The organism is Streptomyces sp. NPDC041068 (genome assembly GCF_040647455.1).
Lineage (GTDB): Bacteria > Actinomycetota > Actinomycetes > Streptomycetales > Streptomycetaceae > Streptomyces.
This window is the reverse complement of record NZ_JBEZCG010000004.1, coordinates 27665-47431: the sequence shown is the minus strand read 5'-3', so window position 1 is coordinate 47431 and position 19767 is coordinate 27665. Positions and strand designations below refer to the sequence as shown.

The window sequence follows — 19767 nt, the reverse complement described above, 5'->3', positions numbered from 1 at the left end:
CGACCCCAGAAGAGCCCTTCCCCGCCCGAGGACGAAGGAGTGGAGCCTCGTTGGCCACCGGCACGGAACCCCAACCGAAAAGCGGACCGGCCCCCGGCGGCGTGCGTGACGGCACACGCGCCGCCATCACCGCTGCCCATCTGCGGACCGACCGCTGGTGGCTGGCCCCCGCGGCGACCGCCGCCGGGCTGCTCGCCTTCGTCGTCTACTCGACCTGGCGGGCCTTCGCGAACACGGACTACTACCAGGCGCCGTACGTCTCGCCGTTCTACTCGCCCTGCCTCGCCGAGAACTGCGAGCCGATGCGGTCGGGGCCCAACTGGGAGATCTTCGGCAGCTGGTGGGGCCTGTCCCCCGCGCTGCTCATCCTGATCTTCCCGCTCGGCTTCCGGCTGACCTGCTACTACTACCGCAAGGCGTATTACCGCGGTTTCTGGGCCTCGCCTCCCGCCTGTGCGGTGGCCGAGCCGCACAAGAAGTACTCGGGCGAGACCCGCTTCCCGCTCATCCTGCAGAACATCCACCGGTACTTCTTCTACGCCGCCGTGCCGGTCGCGTGCATCCTCACGTACGACACGGTCCTGACCTTCCGCGACGAGCACTACGAGTGGGGCCACATGGGGCTCGGCACGCTCGTGTTCCTCGTCAACATCGTGCTGATCTGGGCGTACACGCTCTCCTGCCACTCCTGTCGGCACATCGTCGGGGGCAAGCTGAAGCACTTCTCCAAGCATCCGGTGCGGTACCGCATGTGGCAGTGGGTAGGGAAACTGAATGCCCGTCACATGCTGCTTGCCTGGGCCTCGTTGGTGAGCGTGGCACTCGCCGACTTCTACGTGTACCTGATCGCGTCCGGCGCCTTCGACGATCCGAGGTTGTTCTGAATGTCTCAAGTGGAGCGACAGCAGTGGGACGTCGTCGTGGTGGGGGCGGGCGGCGCCGGACTGCGGGCCGCCATCGAGGCCCGGGAGCAGGGCGCCCGTACGGCCGTGATCTGCAAGTCCCTGTTCGGCAAGGCCCATACGGTGATGGCCGAGGGCGGCATCGCGGCCTCCATGGGCAATGTGAACTCCGGCGACAACTGGCAGGTCCACTTCCGCGACACCCTGCGCGGCGGGAAGTTCCTCAACCAGTGGCGGATGGCCGAGCTGCACGCGCGTGAAGCACCCGACCGGGTCTGGGAGTTGGAGACCTGGGGCGCCCTGTTCGACCGCACCCCGGACGGGCGGATCTCGCAGCGCAACTTCGGCGGGCACGAGTACCCGCGCCTCGCGCACGTCGGCGACCGCACCGGCCTGGAACTGATCCGCACGCTCCAGCAGAAGATCGTCTCGCTGCAGCAGGAGGACTTCAAGGAGTACGGGGACTACGAGGCCCGCCTGAAGGTCTTTCAGGAATGCACCGTCACCCGGGTGCTGAAGGAGGAGGGCGAGGGCTACGGCGAGGCCGGCCGGGTCTGCGGGACCTTCTGCTACGACCGCGAGTCGGGCCGCTTCTTCGTGCTCGAAGCGCCCAGCGTGGTCCTCGCGACCGGCGGCATCGGCAAGTCCTTCAAGGTGACGTCGAACTCCTGGGAGTACACCGGCGACGGCCACGCGCTCGCGCTGCTCGCCGGAGCACCCCTGCTGAACATGGAGTTCGTGCAGTTCCACCCGACCGGCATGGTCTGGCCGCCGTCGGTCAAGGGCATCCTCGTCACCGAGTCCGTCCGCGGCGACGGCGGGGTCCTTCGCAACTCCGAGGGCAAGCGGTTCATGTTCGACTACGTCCCCGACGTCTTCAAGGAGAAGTACGCGCAGTCGGAGGAGGAGGGCGACCGCTGGTACGACGACCCGGACCACAACCGCAGGCCCCCCGAACTGCTGCCCCGTGACGAGGTCGCGCGCGCCATCAACGCCGAGGTCAAGGCGGGCCGCGGGTCGCCCCACGGCGGCGTCTTCCTGGACGTGTCGACGCGTATGCCCGCCGAGGTCATCAAGCGCCGACTCCCCTCCATGTACCACCAGTTCAAGGAGCTCGCGGACGTCGACATCACCGCCGAGGCGATGGAGGTCGGACCCACCTGTCACTACGTGATGGGCGGCATCGCGGTCGACTCCGACACCGCGGCCGCGCGCCGCGTCGCGGGGCTCTACGCCGCGGGCGAGGTCGCGGGCGGCATGCACGGCTCCAACCGGCTCGGCGGCAACTCGCTCTCCGACCTGCTTGTGTTCGGACGGCGCGCGGGACTGCACGCGGCGCGGTACGCCGCGGGGCTCGCCGCCCGGCCGACGGTGGACGAGGTGCAGATCGACACCGCGGCCGCCGAGGCGCTGCGGCCGTTCAGCGCCGAGGGCCCCGAGGACGGGACGACGCCCGAAAATCCGTACACCCTGCATCAGGAACTGCAGCAGACCATGAACGACCTGGTCGGCATCATCCGCCGCGAGGCCGAGATGGCGCAGGCCCTGGAGAAGCTCGCCGAACTGCGGGTGCGGGCACGGCGGGCCGGGGTCGAGGGGCACCGCCAGTTCAACCCGGGCTGGCACCTCGCGCTCGACCTGCGGAACATGCTCCTGGTCAGCGAGTGCATCGCGCGGGCCGCCCTGGAACGCACGGAGAGCCGCGGCGGTCACACCCGCGAGGACCATCCCGCCATGGACCGCGAGTGGCGGCGCGCCAATCTGCTGTGCCAACTGGCCGATCCCACGGGCGGGTTGGCGGCCACGGACCCCGTGCGTGGCCAGATCGATCTCGTACGTGTGGAGACCGAGCCCATCCGCCCGGACCTGCTCGCCCTCTTCGAGAAGGAGGAGCTGGTCAAGTACCTGACTGAAGAGGAGCTGTACGAGTGAGTTCGTACGACGCGCAATTCAAGGTCTGGCGCGGGGACGTGGACGGCGGCGGCTTGGAGGACTTCAAGGTCGAGGTCAACGAGGGCGAGGTCGTCCTCGACATCATCCACCGGCTCCAGGCCACCCAGGCGCCCGACCTCGCGGTGCGCTGGAACTGCAAGGCGGGCAAGTGCGGTTCGTGCTCCGCGGAGATCAACGGGCGGCCGCGGCTGATGTGCATGACGCGGATGTCGGTCTTCGAGCGCGACGAGGTCATCACGGTGACGCCGCTGCGGGCCTTCCCCGTGGTGCGGGACCTGGTGACGGACGTCGGCTTCAACTACACCAAGGCGCGCGAGGTCCCGGCGTTCGTGCCGCCCGAGGACCTCGGGCCCGGCGAGTACCGCATGCAGCAGACGGACGTGGACCGCTCGCAGGAGTTCCGCAAGTGCATCGAGTGCTTCCTGTGCCAGGACACGTGCCATGTGGTGCGCGACCACGAGGAGAACAAGGGGGCCTTCGCCGGTCCCCGGTTCCTGATGCGGGTCGCCGAGCTGGACATGCATCCGCTGGACGCGGCGGCGGAGTCCGGCCTCGACAGGAAGCGGACCGCGCAGGACGAGCACGGGCTCGGCTACTGCAACATCACCAAGTGCTGTACGGAGGTCTGTCCGGAGGGGATCAAGATCACGGACAATGCGCTGATTCCCTTGAAGGAGAGGGCAGTTGACCGGAAGTACGATCCGCTGGTGTGGCTCGGGAACAAGATTCGGCGGCGGGGGGACTAGGGGGCTGGGGGTTATCCCCCAGCCGGTTCTTCCCTGATTTCCCCATGGTCGCGGCGGGCCGGTGACGACCAGCATGGAGGCATGACTTCCTCCACCGCTTCCTCTGCCTTAACGCGTCGTACGCTGCTGGGACTCGCCGCCGCCGGGCTCGTGGCGGGCCTGCTGCCCCTCACGACGACGGCACAGGCTCAGCCCACGGCGCGGGCACACACCACCGCCACCGGCGGCCGCACCCAACTGCCCGCGCCCACGGGCCCGTACGAGATCGGTACCGTGTCCGCGCGGCTCGTGGACCGGTCGCGGCACGACCCGTGGGTGGCGTCGCAGCCGTATCGCGAGTTGATGGTCAGCGTCTGGTATCCGGCCGCGCGGGGCGCGGGCGGACCGGGCGAGGGGCACCGCCGCGCCCGGTACATGGCGCCCGGCGCCGCCGCGCGCTGGGACGCCACCGCGCCCCACGGCATCCCGAAGGGCGCGGTCGACTTCGCGGCCACGCGGACGCATGCGCGGGAGGGGTCGCCGGCGGACACCCGGGGCGGGCGGCGGCCGGTCCTCGTGTACGCGGCGGGGTCGGGCGATCCGCGCACCTGGGGCACGGCCCTGGTCGAGGAGATGGCGAGCCGCGGCTATGTCGTGGTGACCGTCGACCACACCTACGAGAACCCCGGCGTGCAGTTCCCCGACGGCTCGGTCAAGGGTGACGGGCCGTTGCGGAAGGCGCTGGCGGAGGCGAAGAAGAACGGCACGATGGCGGAGCTGCTCAAGAAGACGCTGGACGTCCGGGTGGCCGACTCCCGGTTCGTCCTGGACCGCCTCGGTTCGCTGCCGCACGGCCTGTCGAAGGTGGTCGACCAGCGGCGCGTGGGCATGTTCGGGCAGTCCGCGGGCGGGATCGCCGCGGCCCAGACGATGTACGAGGACCGGCGGGTGAAGGCGGGCGTCGACCTGGACGGCACGCTGGAGTTCAACCCGGAACCGAACGGCACGAACCTGATGCCGGTCGCCAAGCACGGCCTCGACCGTCCCTTCCTGCTGATGGGTCGCGAGGGCAGCGACCGGGTGACGGAGCCGTCGTGGCGGTCGTTCTGGTCCCACAGCACGGGCTGGAAGCGGAACCTGACGCTACGGGGTTCACTGCACCAGACGTACACGGACCTGCCGGTGCTGCTTCCGCAGGCGGGGGTGGACGAGAAGGTGCTTGCGGAGAACATCGGCACGGTGGATCCGGGGCGGGCGGTCGCGGGGCAGCGGGCGTACGTGGGCGCGTTCTTCGACCGGTGGCTGAAGGGGGAGGACAGCGGGTTGCTGGACGTCCCGTCGCGGCGGTATCCGGAGGTGGAATTCGCGGGGTGAGGGGGCGGGCGTCTGCGCCTGGGGTTCGGTTGTGGGGCGGGGCCGCGGGGGTATGTCCGTACTCGCCATCTTTGTTGCGGGGCTTTGTTGCTGCGGCTGGGGTTGGCGTTGTGCTCGGTGCTCCGTGCGCACATACCCCCACGTCCCCTCGTGTCTCGTACGCGACTGCGGGTGGGTGGGGCGTCCTCTCGTGTCTCGTGTCTCGTGTCTCGTGTGCGGCTGCGGGTGGGCGGGGTGTCCCTCGCGTCTCGTACGCGGCTGCGGGTCGTCTCCGCCTCCCCTTGCCGCTCCCTCTGTGGGCAATCGTGCCGCTGGGGCGGCACGGGTGGGCACAGTCCGAAGCTGCCGGGCGACCGATCGACCACGCCCCGCCCCAGGTCGCGGCGCCCCCGGCAGGGTCATACGCTCCCAAATGTGACGCCGCCCCCGCACATAGCCGCGCGGGCAGCCGCGGCCGCCGTGGCCGCGCTGCTCGCCTGGTTTCCGCTGCTGTGCGCTCCGCCCGCCGCGGCCGACGACCCCGTCACGCTCTCCCGCACCGGCCAGATCACCGACAAGGTGGATGCCCTCGGGGACCGCAAGGGCGCTGCGGAGAAGGCCCTCGATCGGCTCTACGACGACCGGGGCGTGCAGCTCTTCGTCGTCTACGTACGTGACTTCTCCGGCCGCTCCGCGCAGAGCTGGGCGGACGCCACCGCCGAGCGGGGCGGCCTCGGCATCGACGACGTCCTGCTCGCCGTCGCCACCCACGACCGGCAGTTCGCCTACTCCGTGGACGACGGTTCGCGGCTGACCGACGCACAGCTCAAGGACGTGGCCACCACCGCGATCAGGCCCGCCCTGCGCGAGAACGACTGGGCGGGGGCCGCCATCGGCGCCGCGTACGGCTACCGGGCGGTCCTCGCGGGACGGCCCGTACCGACGCCTTCGGTCACCCCGGGCCCGGCCGACCCCGGCGCCGGCGACGACTCCGCGGCCGGTGACCTGGTGCTCCCGGTGGTGGCCGCGGGCGCGGCAGGGGTCGTCGCGACCGTCGCGTACAAGCGGCGCAGGAAGCGCGCCACCACCCGTACGACACCGGGTGGTGGGTGGGGGCAGACATCCCTCACTCCGCTCCCCGACCTCGACGAGCAGGCCCGCCGCCTCCTCGTGGAGACCGACGACGCCGTCCGCACCAGCACCGAGGAACTCGGCTTCGCCACCGCCCAGTTCGGGGAGGATGCCACCAGACCTTTCGGTGAGGCGCTCGCGTACGCGCAGTCGGAGCTGACGGCGGCGTTCCGGCTGCGGCAGGAGCTCGACGACGCCTTCCCCGAGGACGATCCGACCAGGCGCCGCATGCTGGACGAGATCGTCGCGCGTTGCACCGAGGCGGGCCGCAGGCTCGACGCCGAGACCGCGGGCTTCGACGAGCTGCGCGCCCTGGAGAAGAACGCCCCGCAGGCCCTGGAGCACGCGGAGACGGTGTTCCGGCAGGTCGCCGGGCGTACCGGAGCCGCCGAAGACACCCTCGCCCGCCTCCGCGCGACCTACGCGCCCACCGCGTCGGCGGCCGTGCTCGGCCATGTCGAGCAGGCCAAGGACCGGCTCGTCTTCGCCACCACGCACCTCAATCAGGCCCGGCAGTCCGTCGACACCGGCGAGAGCGGCAGGGCCGCGGTCCATCTGCGCGCCGCCGAGGGCGCCGTCGACCAGGCGGGCACGTTCGTGGACGCCGTCGACCGGCTCGCCGACGAGCTCACGCTGGCCGCCGAGAAGCTGCCCGGCGCGCTCGCCGAGTCCGAGGCCGACCTCGCCGACGCGCGCGGCCTGCTCGACGGCACGGTGGACGGCGTCTCCACGGCCGATCTGCGGGGCCGTGTCGCCCGCGCGGAGTCGGTGGTCGCGGAGGTGCGCAAGCAGACCTCCGCGGGGCCCTACGACCCCATCGACGCCCTGCGCCGCGTCGAGGAGGCCGACGCCGCGCTCGACGAGGCCCTGGCGGGCGCGCGCGAGCGCGAGGTGGGCGACCGCCGCTCCCGCGCGCTGCTCTCCCAAGCCCTGCTCACCGCGCGCAGCGCCGTCGGGGCGGCCACGGACTACGTCACCACGCACCGCGGCGCCGTCGGCAGCGAGGCAAGGACCCGCCTCGCCGAGGCGGGGCGCCACCTCGCGCAGGCGGAGGCCGCCCAGGACGGCGACGCCACCGCCGCGCTCGCCGAGGCCCAGCAGGCGGACTCCCTGGCCCGGCAGGCGCAGCAGCTCGCCGAGCGTGACGTACGCGGCTACGGCAACCCCTACGGAGGCCTGGGCGGAGGCGGCGGCCGGGGCGGCGGCATGGGCGGCGCGGTCCTCGGCGGCATCATCCTCGGCGAGCTCTTCGGAGGCGGGGGCCGCGGAGGCGGTGGCTACGGAGGGGGCGGTTTCGGCGGAGGCGGTGGCTACGGAGGGGGCGGTTTCGGCGGAGGCAGCCCCGGCAGCTTCGGCGGCGGGGAGACACGGGGGCGGCGGGGCGGGGGCGGCAGATTCTGAGCGCCCGCGCTCCCCGGCAGCGACTTTCGTACGTCCCTCACGAACCCTCGTACAAGGAGGTGGCCCTCATGACGAAGCAGACCGTCCTCGGCCGTGTCACCCAGCTGGCCAAGGCGAACATCAACGCGCTCCTCGACCAGGCCGAGGACCCGCAGAGGATGCTCGACCAGCTGATCCGCGACTACACGAACAACATCAAGGAGGCCGAGGAGGCGGTCGCGACCACCATCGGCAATCTGCGGATGCTGGAGCAGGACCACAAGGACGACCAGGACACGGCCGCCGAGTGGGGCACCAAGGCGCTCGCCGCGAGCAGGAAGGGCGACGAGCTGCGCGCCGACGGGAACGCCACGGAGGCCGACAAGTTCGACCGGCTCGCCAAGGTCGCGCTCGGACGGCAGCTGCACTCCGAGAAGGAGGCGAAGGACGCCGAGCCGACGATCGCCGCGCAGACCGAGATCGTGGACAAGCTGAGGTCCGGGCTCGACCGGATGAAGGGGAAACTGGCCGACCTGCAGTCCAGACGCGACCAGTTGGTGGCCCGCGCCAAGACCGCGCAGGCGCAGAACCAGATGATGGACGCCGCCCAGAGCATCGACGTCCTCGACCCGGCCAGCGAGCTGAGCCGCTTCGAGGAGAAGGTGCGCAGGGAGGAGGCGCGGGCGCTGGGCAAGCAGGAACTCGCCGCGTCCTCGCTCGACGCGCAGTTCGAGGAGCTGGACGCCCTGGGCGACGCGGCGGAGGTCGAGGCCCGCCTCGCCGCCCTCAAGGCGACCACCTGACCGAAGGGTTCAGAACAGGCTGAGCAGCGCCTCCGCCGCGTCCATCGGTTCGGACTCCCCGTCGGGCAGCGCGAGTTCGAACCAGACCGTCTTGCCCCGCGGTGTCCTGCGCGAGCCCCACGCGGCGCTGAGCAGGCCGACCAGCTGGAGCCCGCGCCCGCCCTCATCGGTGTCGCGCGCACGGCGGCGGCGCGGCTGGACGAAGCCGCCGTCCCACACCTCGCACACCAGCGTGCGGTCGAGCAGGAGGCGCAGTCTGATCTCGCCCTCCCCATAGCGCAGGGCGTTGGTGACGAGCTCGCTGACCAGCAGTTCCGCCGTGTCGCAGAGCCGCTCCAGGTCCCAGTCGCGCAGCTGTTCGCAGGCCAGTTCGCGGGCGCGGCCCACCGACTTGGGGTCGCGCGGCAGCGCCCAGTCGCCGACGTGCTCGGCGGGCAGTCCCTCGACGCGCGCCATCAGGAGCGCGATGTCGTCCTCTCCGTGGTGGGTGTCGAGGGTGTTCAGGACGTGGTCGCAGACGTCCTCCAGGCCGGCCGGGGCGTCGCTGAGGGCGCGTACGAAGGCGTTGAGGCCCTCGTCCAGCGGGTGGTCGCGGGATTCGACCAGGCCGTCGGTGTAGAGCGCGAGGAGGGCGCCCTCGGGCAGTTCGACCTCGACGTCCTCGAACGGCTCGCCGCCGACGCCGAGCGGCATGCCCGGGGGTACGTCGAGCATGAGCGCGGATTCGCCGGGCTCGACGAGGACGGGCGGCAGATGGCCCGCGTTGGCGAAGGTGCAGCGGCGCGTGACGGCGTCGTAGACCGCGTACACGCACGTGGCGAGGTAGACCTCGCTGAGGTCCGCGTCCGCGGCCTTGCGGGCCGCTCTGGTGGTCTGCTGGGGCCCCGCGGGGTTGCCGAGGCCGCGGGCGACCTCGTCGAGGGCGGAGAGGACCTCGGCGGGCTCCAGGTCGAGGAGCGCCAAGGTGCGCACGGCGGTGCGCAGTTCACCCATGGCGACGGCGGCGCGCAGGCCGCGGCCCATGACGTCGCCGACGACCAGGGCGGTGCGGTGGCCCGGCAGCTCGATGACGTCGAACCAGTCGCCGCCGACCTCCGTGGCGGCGTTGCCCGGCAGATAGCGGCAGGCGATGTCGAGCCCGGACGCCTCGGGGTCGCCGGGCGGCAGCAGGGACCGCTGCAGTATCAGCGCGCGCTCGTGCTCCCTGCGGTAGAGGCGGGCGTTGTCGATGCAGACGGCGGCCCGCGCCGCCAGCTCGACGGCGAGGGCACGGTCGCGCTCGCCGAAGGGTTCGCTGCCCTTCGTGCGGGAGAACTGGGCGAGGCCGACCACGGTGTCGTGGGCGACCATCGGCACGGCGAGCGTCGACTGGATGAGGCCGCCGGTGAGCCTGCTCGCGGACGCGCTGTCGGCGCCGGTGACCAGCCGGGGCCTGGCCGCGCGCAGGGCGTCGGCGCACGGCGAGGAGAACGCGAAGCGGTGCACCGCGCCGACGTCTATGGGCCCGGAGCCGTCCGGGAACGGGGCGTCGGCGACCGCGCTCGCGAAGGCCACGCGGCGCAGTTCCGCGCTGCCGTCGGCGAGGCCCGGCGGGGTCTCGTCGCCGTCGAGCAGGCCTTGGTACAGGTCGACGGAGGCGAGGTCGCAGAAGCCGGGGACGGTGACGTCGAGCAGTTCCCTGGCGGTGGTCTCCAGGTCCAGGGAGTTGCCGATGCGGGCTCCGGCCTCGTTCAGGAGCGCGAGGTTGCGCCGGGCGTGCGCGGCCTCGCGGGCGGCGGCGTGCCGCCGGGTGACGTCGGTGCCGAGGCCCGCGACGCCGATGGGGATGCCCGAACCGCTGTGCACGCGGTAGAGGTTGATCGACCAGTGCCGGCGCTCGCTGCTGCCGGGTGCGGGTCCCACTATCTGCATGTCCGTCACGGAGTCGCCGGTCCGCAGGACCCGCTTGAGTGCGGCGGACATGCGGTCGGCCTCGTGGCGCGGCAGATAGTCGTGGACGGTGCGGCCGCGGTGGTCCTCGACGCCGCCGCCGAAGACGTCGGCGAAGCGGCGGTTGGCACGCTGCACCTTCAGGTCCGTGCCGAACAGCAGGAAGCCGAAGGGAGATTGGCCGAAAATGGCCTGGGAGGCGGCGAGGTCCGTCTCGATCTGCCGGAGCGCGCGGACGTCGACGACGATGCAGACCGCGGCCCGCTCGCCGTCCTCCGTCTCGGTCGGCATCACATAGACCTCGGCGATGCCCTCGAGCCCCGCTCCGCCGCCGTCGTCCCCGTCGGGCACCCGGAAGGGGACGACGCCCGTCCACTCCCGCCCGTCGAGGATCTCGGCCATCTTGCGGTGGCCGCCGGGGCGCAGCTCGGGCGGCACGAATGCCTCGATGGGGTCCTTGCCGACGGCGTCGGGGGCGGCGACGCCGAAGAGGCGCTCGGCGCGGACGCTCCACTGGTCGACGAGGCCGTCGGCACCGATCGAGAACGAGGCGACCTTGATGTAGTCGTAGATCGAACCGGGTGGGCTGCTCTGCCAGGTCTCGTCGGCCGAGGCGTCCCCGAAACCGCCTGCCACGGCGCCCCCGGGCCCGCCGGCCGTCGCGTCGCCGGGTCCGTCCGACCCGGCGTCGCCCGAGTCGTCGGCCATCGCGTCGCCCGACGGCCCGTCGGGCTCCGTCGCCTTCGCTGGTATCTCGCTCACGCGAACCGTCCCCTCCAGCTCACCGCGTCCGGCACCGGTCACCGCATACGGCTGTCCGCAGTATCCAGCACTACGGCGCAGCACCACACGGCGTTCACGATCACAGCACGGACTCGACGCTTTTTGGCCCGTGCCGCCCTTGTGCCGGACGCCTCTCGCACACTGCCAGTCTTCTAACCCGGCAGCGCCAGCTCGAACCACACCGTCTTCCCCGTCCTGCCCGTGCGACCCGGCCGTGTCCCCCAGCGCCGGGCGGAGCGTGCGACCAGCTGAATGCCGCGGCCGCCCTCGTCGTCGGGGGCCGCGACGCGCTCCAGAGGCGGGTCGGGGAGCGGATCGGACACCTCCACAAGGAGGGTGCCCGAGGGGGTCGAGGGGCGTACGAGGCGTACGCCGATGGGCCCGGAGGCATGGCGCAGGGAGTTGGTCACCAATTCGCTCACGAGCAACACGGTGACGTCGCCGAGGGGGGCGAGGCCCCAGTCGCCGAGCTGCTTGCGGACGACGGCGCGGGCGGTGCGGACGGCGCTGGGGTCCGCGGGGAAGTCCCACTCGGCGCAGTCGCCTTCGGTGTCGATCACGCCGATCACTTCCAGACCAGAAGCGGAGCCTGCCGGGAACCCGCCGGGAACCTGTCCGGTTTCATGGGGTTAATGGGCACATACCCGATATCCCGGCGGGATTACCGCGTACTGGGGCGCACTGTGGCACGAACGGCGTAGGCGGGGTCAGTGCGTGGCGTGCGGCAGGGCGAGCGCCGCCGCGACCGCGGGCACGTCCGCGCTCACCCAGTCCACCGACCAGACCTCGTCGGGGGCGAGCCAGCGGAGCGCGTCGTGGTCCTCCAGGGGCTCGGGCTCGCCCGAGACGAGGCGGGCGGCCCAGACCCGCAGGGTGTACCCCTTGGCGAGCGGCCACTCCCCCGGGACCCGTCCGGTCAGCTCCGCCTCGACGCCCAGTTCCTCGCGGAGCTCGCGCAGCAGCGCGTCCTCGCAGCGCTCGCCGGGCTCGACCTTGCCGCCGGGCAGCTCCCAGCGGCCTGCGAGCTCCGGCGGAGCGGTGCGCCTTGCGGCGAGCAGGCGGCCGTCGTCATACAGGGCGGCGCCCACCACGATGCGTCGGTTCATGCGCCGGAGCCTAGGCGCTCCGCTGGGTTGGGCGTTTTCAGGGGCGGTTCTTTGTCTGCGGGGCGTGGGGGCTGGTCGCGCGGTTCCCCGCGCCCCTTCGGGGCACGGCCCCGCTCCCCCCGGAGTTGGTCAGCGGGCGCCGCCGCCGTTCTGGTGGAGCTTTTCGATGGAGTAGAGCCGTTTGTGGCCCCGGTCGTCCAGGCTGTCCGCGATCTTCTGGGCTTCGGCCTTGGTGGCGTACCTGCCCACGCGATAGCGGTTGCCGTTGTCGTCCTGCCGTATCACGAGCCAGGGCAACAGGACCGTCCCGTCGTTCATCGCGCCCCTCCGCTCGCCACCCCCGGCGCGCGCCACGCCTCGATCAGTAAGGAAACCGCAATCCGCATATGCCCGAGCCTACGCCCGACCTTTACTCAGCGGATACGACTTTGCACAAAGAGATACGCAGGAGGTGAGGAGGAGGTACGCAATCGGCCACTGCTCAGCCCGTACGCACCGTCGGGATCGGCATCAGCACCGGTTCACCCGTCGGCGACCTGCGGCAGACGTCCCCGCAGTCGGCGTCCAGTGAGCAGCACAGCGAGCAGATCGGGCCCGGCTGGACGGGACAGTCCGCGATGTCGGGCAGTTCGTACGCCGTCACGCAGACACCGCAGGTGTGCGTGGCCGTGATGTCGGCGACCGCCACGTGCGGGCCGTTCACCGGGTTGGGGCGCGCCAGGTAGTACCGGCCCTTGGTCGCCCAGGCGATCAACGGGCAGAGCAGCAGGGCGAGTCCGGCCGCGATGAACGTCGAGAACGCCTGCGCGTACTCCCCGAACAGGCCGAAGAAGGCGAGGATCGAGACCGTCGACGCGACCACCATCGCGCCGAACCCGGCCGGGTTCACCGCGTACAGGTACGCCCGCTTGAACTCGATGTACTTGGGGCTCCAGCCCATCCGCTTGTTGATGACCAGGTCGGCGGCGACCGCCGTGATCCAGGCGATGCCCACGTTCGAGTAGAAGCCCAGCAGCTTGTTGAGGGCCGCGAACATGTTCATCTCCATCAGCGTCAGCGCGATGGCGAGGTTGAGGAAGATGTACCAGACCCGGCCCGGGTGCCGGTGGGTGACGCGGGAGAAGAAGTTCGACCAGGACAGCGAACCGCTGTAGGCGTTGGTCACGTTGATCTTGATCTGCGAGACGATCACGAACAGGGCGGCGGCGGGCAGCGCGAAGGAGCCGAGCCACGGCCTGAGCGCCTCGATCTGCGGGGCGATCGGCTCCAGGGCGTGCGTCCTGCCGACGGCCTCCAGGGCGACGAACGCCAGGAAGGCGCCGCCCAGTTGCTTGGCCGCGCCGATGACGACCCAGCCGGGCCCCGCCGCGAGAACGGCCAGATTCCAGCGCCGCTTGTTCGACTCGGTCCGCGCGGGCATGAACCGCAGGTAATCCGCCTGTTCGCCGATCTGCGCGATGAGCGAGAGCGCGACGCCCGTGCCGAGGCCGAAGCCGATCCAGGAGAAGCCGCTGCCCGCGCCCTCCGTACCGCCGAAGGAGCCGAAGGCACCCCACGCGTCCGGCGCCTCGAAGGCGAGCACCACGAACGGCAGCACCATGCCGACCAGCCAGATCGGCTGCGTCCAGGCCTGCACCTTGGCCAGTGCGCCCATGCCGCGGAAGACGATCGGGATGACGATCAGCGTCGTCACCAAGTAGCCGATCTGGACCGGGAGTCCGACGGCCTGATGCATGGCCTGGGCCATGATCGAACCTTCGAGTGCGAAGAAGATGAAGGTGAAGGACGCGTATATGAGGGACGTGAGGGTCGACCCGAAATAGCCGAATCCCGCCCCTCGCGTCACCAGGTCCATGTCCAGGCCGTACGCGGCGCAGGCCCGCGCGATCGGTATGCCCGTCACGAAGATGATCGTGGCGGCGCACAGGATCGAGGCGAGACCGCTGGTGAAGCCGTACGTGAAGACGATGGACGCGCCGATCGCGAAGTCCGCGAGGTAGGCGATGCCACCCAGCGCGGTGGAGGCCACCATGGTCGGGGACCAGCGCCGGAAGGAGTGCGGGGCGTACCGCAGCGAGTAGTCCTCGCGGCTCTCGTCGGCCGCCATCCTGGCGTAACTGCGCCGGGGTGGCGGGTTCTCCGCGGGGGCCTCGGGGTCATGGGTGACGTCATGGGTGACCGTCGCGTCCGTCATGAAGGCTCCTGTCGTCCGGCCGGGTTGCGGGTACGGACGGGGAAGGTAGGAGCCGCGCGTGACAGGTGGTCGCGGGGCGGTGTTGCCCCGGGGTTACGGCGGTGCTTCGGGTGTTAACTCCCCATCACGAGAGGTCACTTCACGGGCAGGTGGTACGCGACGTGATAGCGGTCGGCGGGCACCACGACGTCGGCCGTCTCGACCGGACGGCCCGATGCGTAGTACGTCCGCTGGACGACCAGGACGACGTGGCCGGGGACACCGCCGAGTGCGTTGAGCTCCTCGGCGAGGCCGGGGCGTGCGCCGACCTCCTCCGCGACGTTGTCCACGATCACGTCGATGGCCGCCATGCGCTCCACCACTCCGCAGCCGCCGAGCGGGCCCTCCTCGGGGAGCATCACGGGGGTGCGCCCGGTGACGGCCAGGGGCTCCCAGGAGGTGGAGAGCATCATGACCTCGCCGGCGTCCCGGAAGACGTACTTGGTGCACATCACGCGGTCGCCCGCACGGATGGCGAGCCGCTCGGCGACCGCGGTGCTCGCCTCGATCTGCTCGCTGCGGGACTCCCAGGTGCCGCGCGTGCCGTCGGCGGCCTGCTCCTGACGGAAGGGGGTCGAGCCGCCGTTCACCGCGCGGTAGCCGGTGCGGGCGATCTTGCGCGGGACGGGGCGCTCGCGCACATAGGTGCCGGATCCGGAGCGGCCCTCGACCAGGCCCTCGGCCATCAGGACCTTGCGCGCCTCCAGGGCGACCGTGTCCGACACCCCGTACTCCTCGCGGATTCTTGCCTGCGAGGGGAGTCGGGTGTGCGGCGGCAGCGAACCGTCGACGATCTTCTTGCGGAGATCACCCGCGACCCGCAGGTACGCCGGCTGCTCACCGAAAGTCACTGGCCACTCCCATCAGGTTGACAGACAGCAACAGCCTGGCAACCGTGGGTTGTTGGGTGCAACCCAAGGCCAAGGAATCACCCGAAGTGATGATTTCTTCCGCCGCAGGTCTTTACGCAGGGCCTTTCCGCGGATATGGCGAACGGCCGAGAGGGGCGAGCGAGCGCCGTGCCGGCCGAGGAAACGTTCGGCCCCCTCGCGGGGGCCGTCCCCGGCCCGCGTCACACCGCTGCGCCCTCCCCGCCGTCGTCGTGGTCCTCTCCGTAGTCCTCGCCGTGGTCCTCGCCGTGGCCCTCTCCGAGACCCGACTCCGGGCCGTCCTCCGGGGTCGCGTCACGCGGCGAAGTCGTCGCCAGGCCGAGGGACTTGCGCGCGGCGAACTCGCTCTTGCCGTCGAGGAGGCCGAAGCCCCGCGTGTAGTGGTCGTAGAAGCGGTCGGCGTCGGGCGCCTCGGCCGCCTTCGCCCACTCCTTGCGGGCCTTGCCGATCTCGGCGACGAGCCCGTCGATGTGCCCCTGCGTCTCGGCGGACCAGTCGTGCGCGCGCAACTGCCGCACCCGCTCGGCCATGCCCTTGTCGACGCGGGCGGCCCACTTCTTGTGGCCTTCGAGGTCGTCCTCGAACCGCTCCTCCTCGGGGGCCGACGCGTGCGCCTCCTCGAAAGCCTTGTCCGCCTTCACGTACGCGAGTTGGTCGTCGTCGAGCGTCGACGCGTCGCGGCGCAGGGAGCCCTTCAGGGGCTCCTCCGGGTCGTTGGCGCCGAAGAGGCAGGTGATGTGGCGGTCGCCGCGGCGCCAGGTGTCGCGGTCCGGCACGAAGTAGTAGATGTCCGCGTCACCGGGGACGGCCCAGGTGTCCTGGATGTAGGACTCGGTGAGCGCGGCGCACTTGGTGTCGGCGAGCTCGGTGAGCTCGTCGTCACCGGGGTAGCTGGTGTGGTTCACGCGGAACGAGCCGAAGACCTCGCCGTCGTGACGCCCGGAGCACCGCACTTCCTCGACCTGGAAGCCGTACTTCATGGAGTCGATCTTCCCGTTGGGCGCGTCGAAGCAGCCTCCCTTGTCTACGGGGAAGGCGCCCGCGTTCTGCCGGGACTCGCGCGCCGCCTCCTTGAACCCGTCGACGAAGTCACGGGCACCGCCGGTGGCGACGGCGAGGACGAGCAGCAGCACGCCGACCACGGAGAGGATGCTTCCCGCGATCGCCAGGCCCTTGCCGCGCTCGCCCTTCTTCTTGATCTGCGAGAGCCCGACCAGGCCGAAGATCAGGCCGAGCCCGGGTATGCAGCAGAGGATGCCGAGCACCAGGGAGGCGATGGCGAAGCCGTTCACTGGCGGCCGGGAGAAGGGCGAGTACGGGCCGGGCCACTGCTGGTACGGGGCCTGTCCGGGGTGCGGGTACGACGGCAGCTGCCCTGGCTGTGCCTGCTGTCCCGGCTGTCCCGGCTGCCCCGGAGGGGGCTCGTGCGGGCCGGGCGACGGCGGTATGTCCACGGGTAACGTGCTCCTGGATCTCTGGGGCGGGCAGGCGGTGCGGAGAGCTTGGCGCATCGTAATCGGGGCGGGAGCGAAAAGGTAATGCAGCAGCAAAGCGCACCAACTCGGACAGTCGTCGAGGCCGTCAACGGTCTGACCTCGCGCTGGGCGGCGACCTTCTCCCCGGACCGCGGCACCGTCTTCTCCGCGCCCGGCGTCTGGCCCCTCCTCGCGTTCCTCGCGGACGGCGCGGGCGGTGCGGCGCGCACCGAGCTGGCGGATGCGGTGGGGCTGCGCGCGGACGAAGCGGCGGGCGGGGCACGGGAGTTGCTGGCCCGGGTGGCCGCCGTGCGGGGCGTGGACGCGGCGGTGGGCCTGTGGACGAGGCGCACGCTGACGCTGCGGGACGCGTGGCTCGACGGCGTGCCTGTGGACGCCCTCGGGGTGCTGACCGGCGACCTGGCGGCGGACGCGGCCGCACTCGACGCCTGGGCGTCCAAGCACACGGGCGGGCAGATCGAGCGGATGCCGGCCCACCCCGACGAGGCCACCGAGTTCGCCCTGGCGAGCGCGCTGGCTCTGCGGACGGAGTGGTTCCAGCCCTTTGACGAGGACGTGATGTGGCCCGAGACAGGTCCGTGGGAGAACGGGGACCGCCCCCTGGCCGCCTTGCGCCGCACGACGTCGCTCCTGGACCGCGTCGGCGTCGCGCGGTCCTCCGCCGGAGCCGTGACCGAACTGAAGGTGCTCGGCAACACCGGGATCGACGTCCATCTGCTGCTCGGCGAGGAGGGGATGGGTCCGGGGCAGGTCCTCGGCGCGGGCGTGGACGCTCTCGCGCGCAGGCTCCCTGTGGTGCCGGGGCCTCAACTGCCGTACGGCGACGTGGGTCCGGGCCTGACCGTCAGCAAGGTACGCGCCGTGAGCCCCCGCCCGCCGACGCTGCACGTCACCACCGTGCCGTTCACGCTGACGGCGCGGCACGACCTGATGGAACGGCACGAGCTGTTCGGCGTGACCACGGCACGGGACACGGAGCGGGGCCACTTCCCGGGGATCGCCGTCGAGCCCCTGGCGCTCCAGAAGGCCGAGCAGGCGGCGACGGCGACGTTCGGGGCGCTCGGCTTCCGGGCCGCGGCCGTCACCGTGTTCACGGGCATCGCGGGAGGCATGCCCGAGGAGCGCTACGTCACCACCGAGGTGGACGCCACGTTCGACCGCCCCTTCGGCTTCCTCGCCGTCCACCGCACCTCGCGCCTCGTCCTCGCGGCGGGCTGGGTCACGGACCCGGAGCCGCCCCGCGAGGACGAGTACGACGACGAGGACGACGAGGATCACTGAGTCACGTACTCAGGTACGCAGCTCCTCAGGTACGCAGCTCCTCAGGTCCTCAGAGGTGCAGGTCCTCAGAGGACTCAGAACTGCAGACCCCAAGAGTCGATCTTCCCGATGTCCAGCGCCGCGTTGTCGCTGACCCGCAGCTTCCACGTGCCGTTGGCCGTCTCCGAGGAGGCGTTCACCGTGTACGTGGTGTTGATGTTGTCCGAGCTGCCGCCCGTGCCATAGCCCTTGAGCGTGTACGCGGTGCCGTCGGGTGCGATCAGCTGGACCTGGAGGTCGCCGATGTACGTGTGCTGGATGACGACCGGCACGGAGAGCGACGCGGGGGCAGCGCCGTCGACGCCGGAGACGGCGATCGGCGACTCGGCCGTGGCGTTGTCGTTGATCGCGTAGTCGTCGGTGTTGCTGAACGACTTGCCGGGCGGGGTGCCGCCGCCACCGGTGACGTTCAGGAGGCGGTTGGGCGAGCCGGAGCCGGGGCTGCCGACGACCCCGGTCGAGGAGGCGCTGACCAGGGCCGCGGACACCTGCGCCGGGGTCGACGAGGGGTTCTGGCCCAGGTAGATCGCCGCCGCGCCCGCGACGTGCGGGGAGGCCATCGACGTACCGGAGATGGTGTTGGTGGCGCTGTCGCTGGAGTTCCACGTCGAGGTGATCGAGGAGCCCGGCGCGAAGATGTCGAGGATGCTGCCGTAGTTCGAGTAGCTGGCCCTGGCGTCGGTGTTGGTCGTGGCACCGACGGTGATGGCCTCCGCCACGCGCGCGGGCGACTTGGTCGAGGCGTCCGTGGACTCGTTGCCCGCCGCCACCGCGTAGGTGATGCCGGAGGCGATGGAGTTGCGGACGGCCGTGTCGAGCGCGCTGTCGGCGCCGCCGCCGAGCGACATGTTGGCGACGGCGGGCTTGACGGCGTTCTTGGTCACCCAGTCGATGCCCGCGACGACCTGCGCCGTGGTGCCCGAGCCCTGGTTGTTCAGGACGCGGACGCCGACGATCTTGGCCTTCTTGGCGACGCCGTGCAGGGTGCCCGCGACGGTGCCGGCGACGTGCGTGCCGTGGCCGTGGCCGTCCTGCGCGGTGTTGTCGTTGTCGATGGCGTCGTAGCCGTAGGAGGCGCGGCCGCCGAAGTCGCTGTGGGTGATGCGGACGCCGGTGTCGATGACGTACGCGGTGACGCCCTCACCCGCGGAGTCCGGGTAGGTGTACTTCTGGTCGAGAGGCAGGTTCTTCTGGTCGATGCGGTCCAGGCCCCAGGACGGCGGGTTGTTCTGGGTCGCGGTGGCAGTGAACGTCCGGTTCTGGACGACCGCGTCGACCGCCGGGTCGGCGGCGAACTTCTTCGCCTCGGCCTCGGAGAGCTCGACCGCGTAACCGTTGAGCGCCTTGTCGTAGGTCCGCTCGATCTTGGCGCCGTACTCCTTGGCGAGGGCCTTGCCCTCGGCGGAGCGGGCCTTGGGAGCGTCCTTGTCGAGGCTCACGATGTAGCTGTTCTTGATCGCGCCGGGGACGCCGGCGTTCTCGATCTTGCCTTCCGCCCGCTCCGGCTGGGCGTTCGCAGGGAGGGCGGAGACGACGCCGAGGGCGAGGGCCGCGACCGCTGTCGCGCTGATCCCGGCCAGTCTTCGGCGGTTGTGACGCATCACTGCCATCTGAGGGGTCCTCCTCAATAGGTGGTGCGTTGGTGGGGGAAGTGGTGCCGTGGTGCCCACACTCACGGGACATACGGCAGGGGCATGTCAAGACGACATGCCTGCCCTTGCCTCCGTCGGGACGAAAGATTGGCGGATCCATAGGAATCCCAC

General features: G+C 71.2%; 15 protein-coding genes. 7 read left to right on the top strand and 8 right to left on the bottom strand.

Features of this window, described 5'->3' with window-relative positions:
* The first annotated feature begins 50 nt into the window (after nt 1-50).
* The 6 genes from AB0B50_RS10130 to AB0B50_RS10105 all read left to right on the top strand — a co-directional run bounded on the left by AB0B50_RS10130 (nt 51) and on the right by AB0B50_RS10105 (nt 8247).
* The gene (locus AB0B50_RS10130) at nt 51-884 is read left to right on the top strand and encodes a hypothetical protein (RefSeq protein ID WP_362328333.1); all 834 of its coding nucleotides are present in this window, start codon (nt 51-53) and stop codon (nt 882-884) included.
* Nucleotides 885-2834 carry a fumarate reductase/succinate dehydrogenase flavoprotein subunit gene (locus tag AB0B50_RS10125; RefSeq protein ID WP_362328331.1) on the top strand — a complete coding sequence of 650 codons (1950 nt, stop codon included), beginning with the start codon at nt 885-887 and terminating at the stop codon, nt 2832-2834.
* The gene (locus AB0B50_RS10120) at nt 2831-3601 is read left to right on the top strand and encodes a succinate dehydrogenase/fumarate reductase iron-sulfur subunit (RefSeq protein ID WP_362328329.1); all 771 of its coding nucleotides are present in this window, start codon (nt 2831-2833) and stop codon (nt 3599-3601) included. Before AB0B50_RS10125 ends, AB0B50_RS10120 begins: the two co-directional genes overlap by 4 nt.
* A gap of 81 nt (nt 3602-3682) precedes the next feature.
* Nucleotides 3683-4954: a hydrolase gene (locus AB0B50_RS10115; RefSeq protein ID WP_362328327.1), complete on the top strand. Its 1272-nt coding sequence runs from the start codon at nt 3683-3685 to the stop codon at nt 4952-4954.
* Nucleotides 4955-5413: 459 nt separating this feature from the next.
* A complete protein-coding gene (locus tag AB0B50_RS10110) occupies nt 5414-7465 on the top strand; it encodes a TPM domain-containing protein (RefSeq protein WP_362329141.1) in 2052 nt (683 codons plus the stop codon).
* Nucleotides 7466-7533: 68 nt separating this feature from the next.
* Nucleotides 7534-8247, top strand: coding sequence for a PspA/IM30 family protein (locus tag AB0B50_RS10105; protein ID WP_362328325.1), 714 nt, complete (start codon nt 7534-7536; stop codon nt 8245-8247).
* A gap of 9 nt (nt 8248-8256) precedes the next feature.
* Here AB0B50_RS10105 and AB0B50_RS10100 read toward each other — a convergent pair whose 3' ends face one another.
* The 7 genes from AB0B50_RS10100 to AB0B50_RS10070 all read right to left on the bottom strand — a co-directional run bounded on the left by AB0B50_RS10100 (nt 8257) and on the right by AB0B50_RS10070 (nt 16642).
* Nucleotides 8257-10938 (bottom strand): SpoIIE family protein phosphatase, encoded by a 2682-nt coding sequence (locus AB0B50_RS10100; protein ID WP_362328323.1) that lies wholly within the window; start codon nt 10936-10938, stop codon nt 8257-8259.
* Nucleotides 10939-11111: 173 nt separating this feature from the next.
* On the bottom strand, nt 11112-11528 hold the full coding sequence (locus AB0B50_RS10095; RefSeq protein WP_362328321.1) for an ATP-binding protein: 417 nt from the start codon (nt 11526-11528) through the stop codon (nt 11112-11114).
* 138 nt (nt 11529-11666) lie between these two features.
* Nucleotides 11667-12065: a (deoxy)nucleoside triphosphate pyrophosphohydrolase gene (locus AB0B50_RS10090; protein ID WP_362328319.1), complete on the bottom strand. Its 399-nt coding sequence runs from the start codon at nt 12063-12065 to the stop codon at nt 11667-11669.
* Nucleotides 12066-12194: 129 nt separating this feature from the next.
* On the bottom strand, nt 12195-12383 hold the full coding sequence (locus AB0B50_RS10085) for an SPOR domain-containing protein (RefSeq protein WP_362328317.1): 189 nt from the start codon (nt 12381-12383) through the stop codon (nt 12195-12197).
* Between the two features lie 163 nt (nt 12384-12546).
* A complete protein-coding gene (locus tag AB0B50_RS10080) occupies nt 12547-14172 on the bottom strand; it encodes a hypothetical protein (RefSeq protein WP_362329139.1) in 1626 nt (541 codons plus the stop codon).
* Nucleotides 14173-14393: 221 nt separating this feature from the next.
* Nucleotides 14394-15149: a GntR family transcriptional regulator gene (locus tag AB0B50_RS10075; RefSeq protein WP_362328315.1), complete on the bottom strand. Its 756-nt coding sequence runs from the start codon at nt 15147-15149 to the stop codon at nt 14394-14396.
* 221 nt (nt 15150-15370) lie between these two features.
* A complete protein-coding gene (locus AB0B50_RS10070) occupies nt 15371-16642 on the bottom strand; it encodes a DUF4190 domain-containing protein (RefSeq protein ID WP_362328313.1) in 1272 nt (423 codons plus the stop codon).
* A gap of 84 nt (nt 16643-16726) precedes the next feature.
* On the opposite strand from AB0B50_RS10070, the gene AB0B50_RS10065 reads away from it, so the two are divergent.
* Complete coding sequence (locus AB0B50_RS10065) at nt 16727-17965, top strand: serpin family protein (protein ID WP_362328311.1); 1239 nt, start codon at nt 16727-16729, stop codon at nt 17963-17965.
* A 74-nt stretch (nt 17966-18039) separates the two neighbouring features.
* Here AB0B50_RS10065 and AB0B50_RS10060 read toward each other — a convergent pair whose 3' ends face one another.
* On the bottom strand, nt 18040-19614 hold the full coding sequence (locus AB0B50_RS10060) for a S8 family peptidase (protein WP_362328309.1): 1575 nt from the start codon (nt 19612-19614) through the stop codon (nt 18040-18042).
* Nucleotides 19615-19767 lie beyond the last annotated feature (153 nt).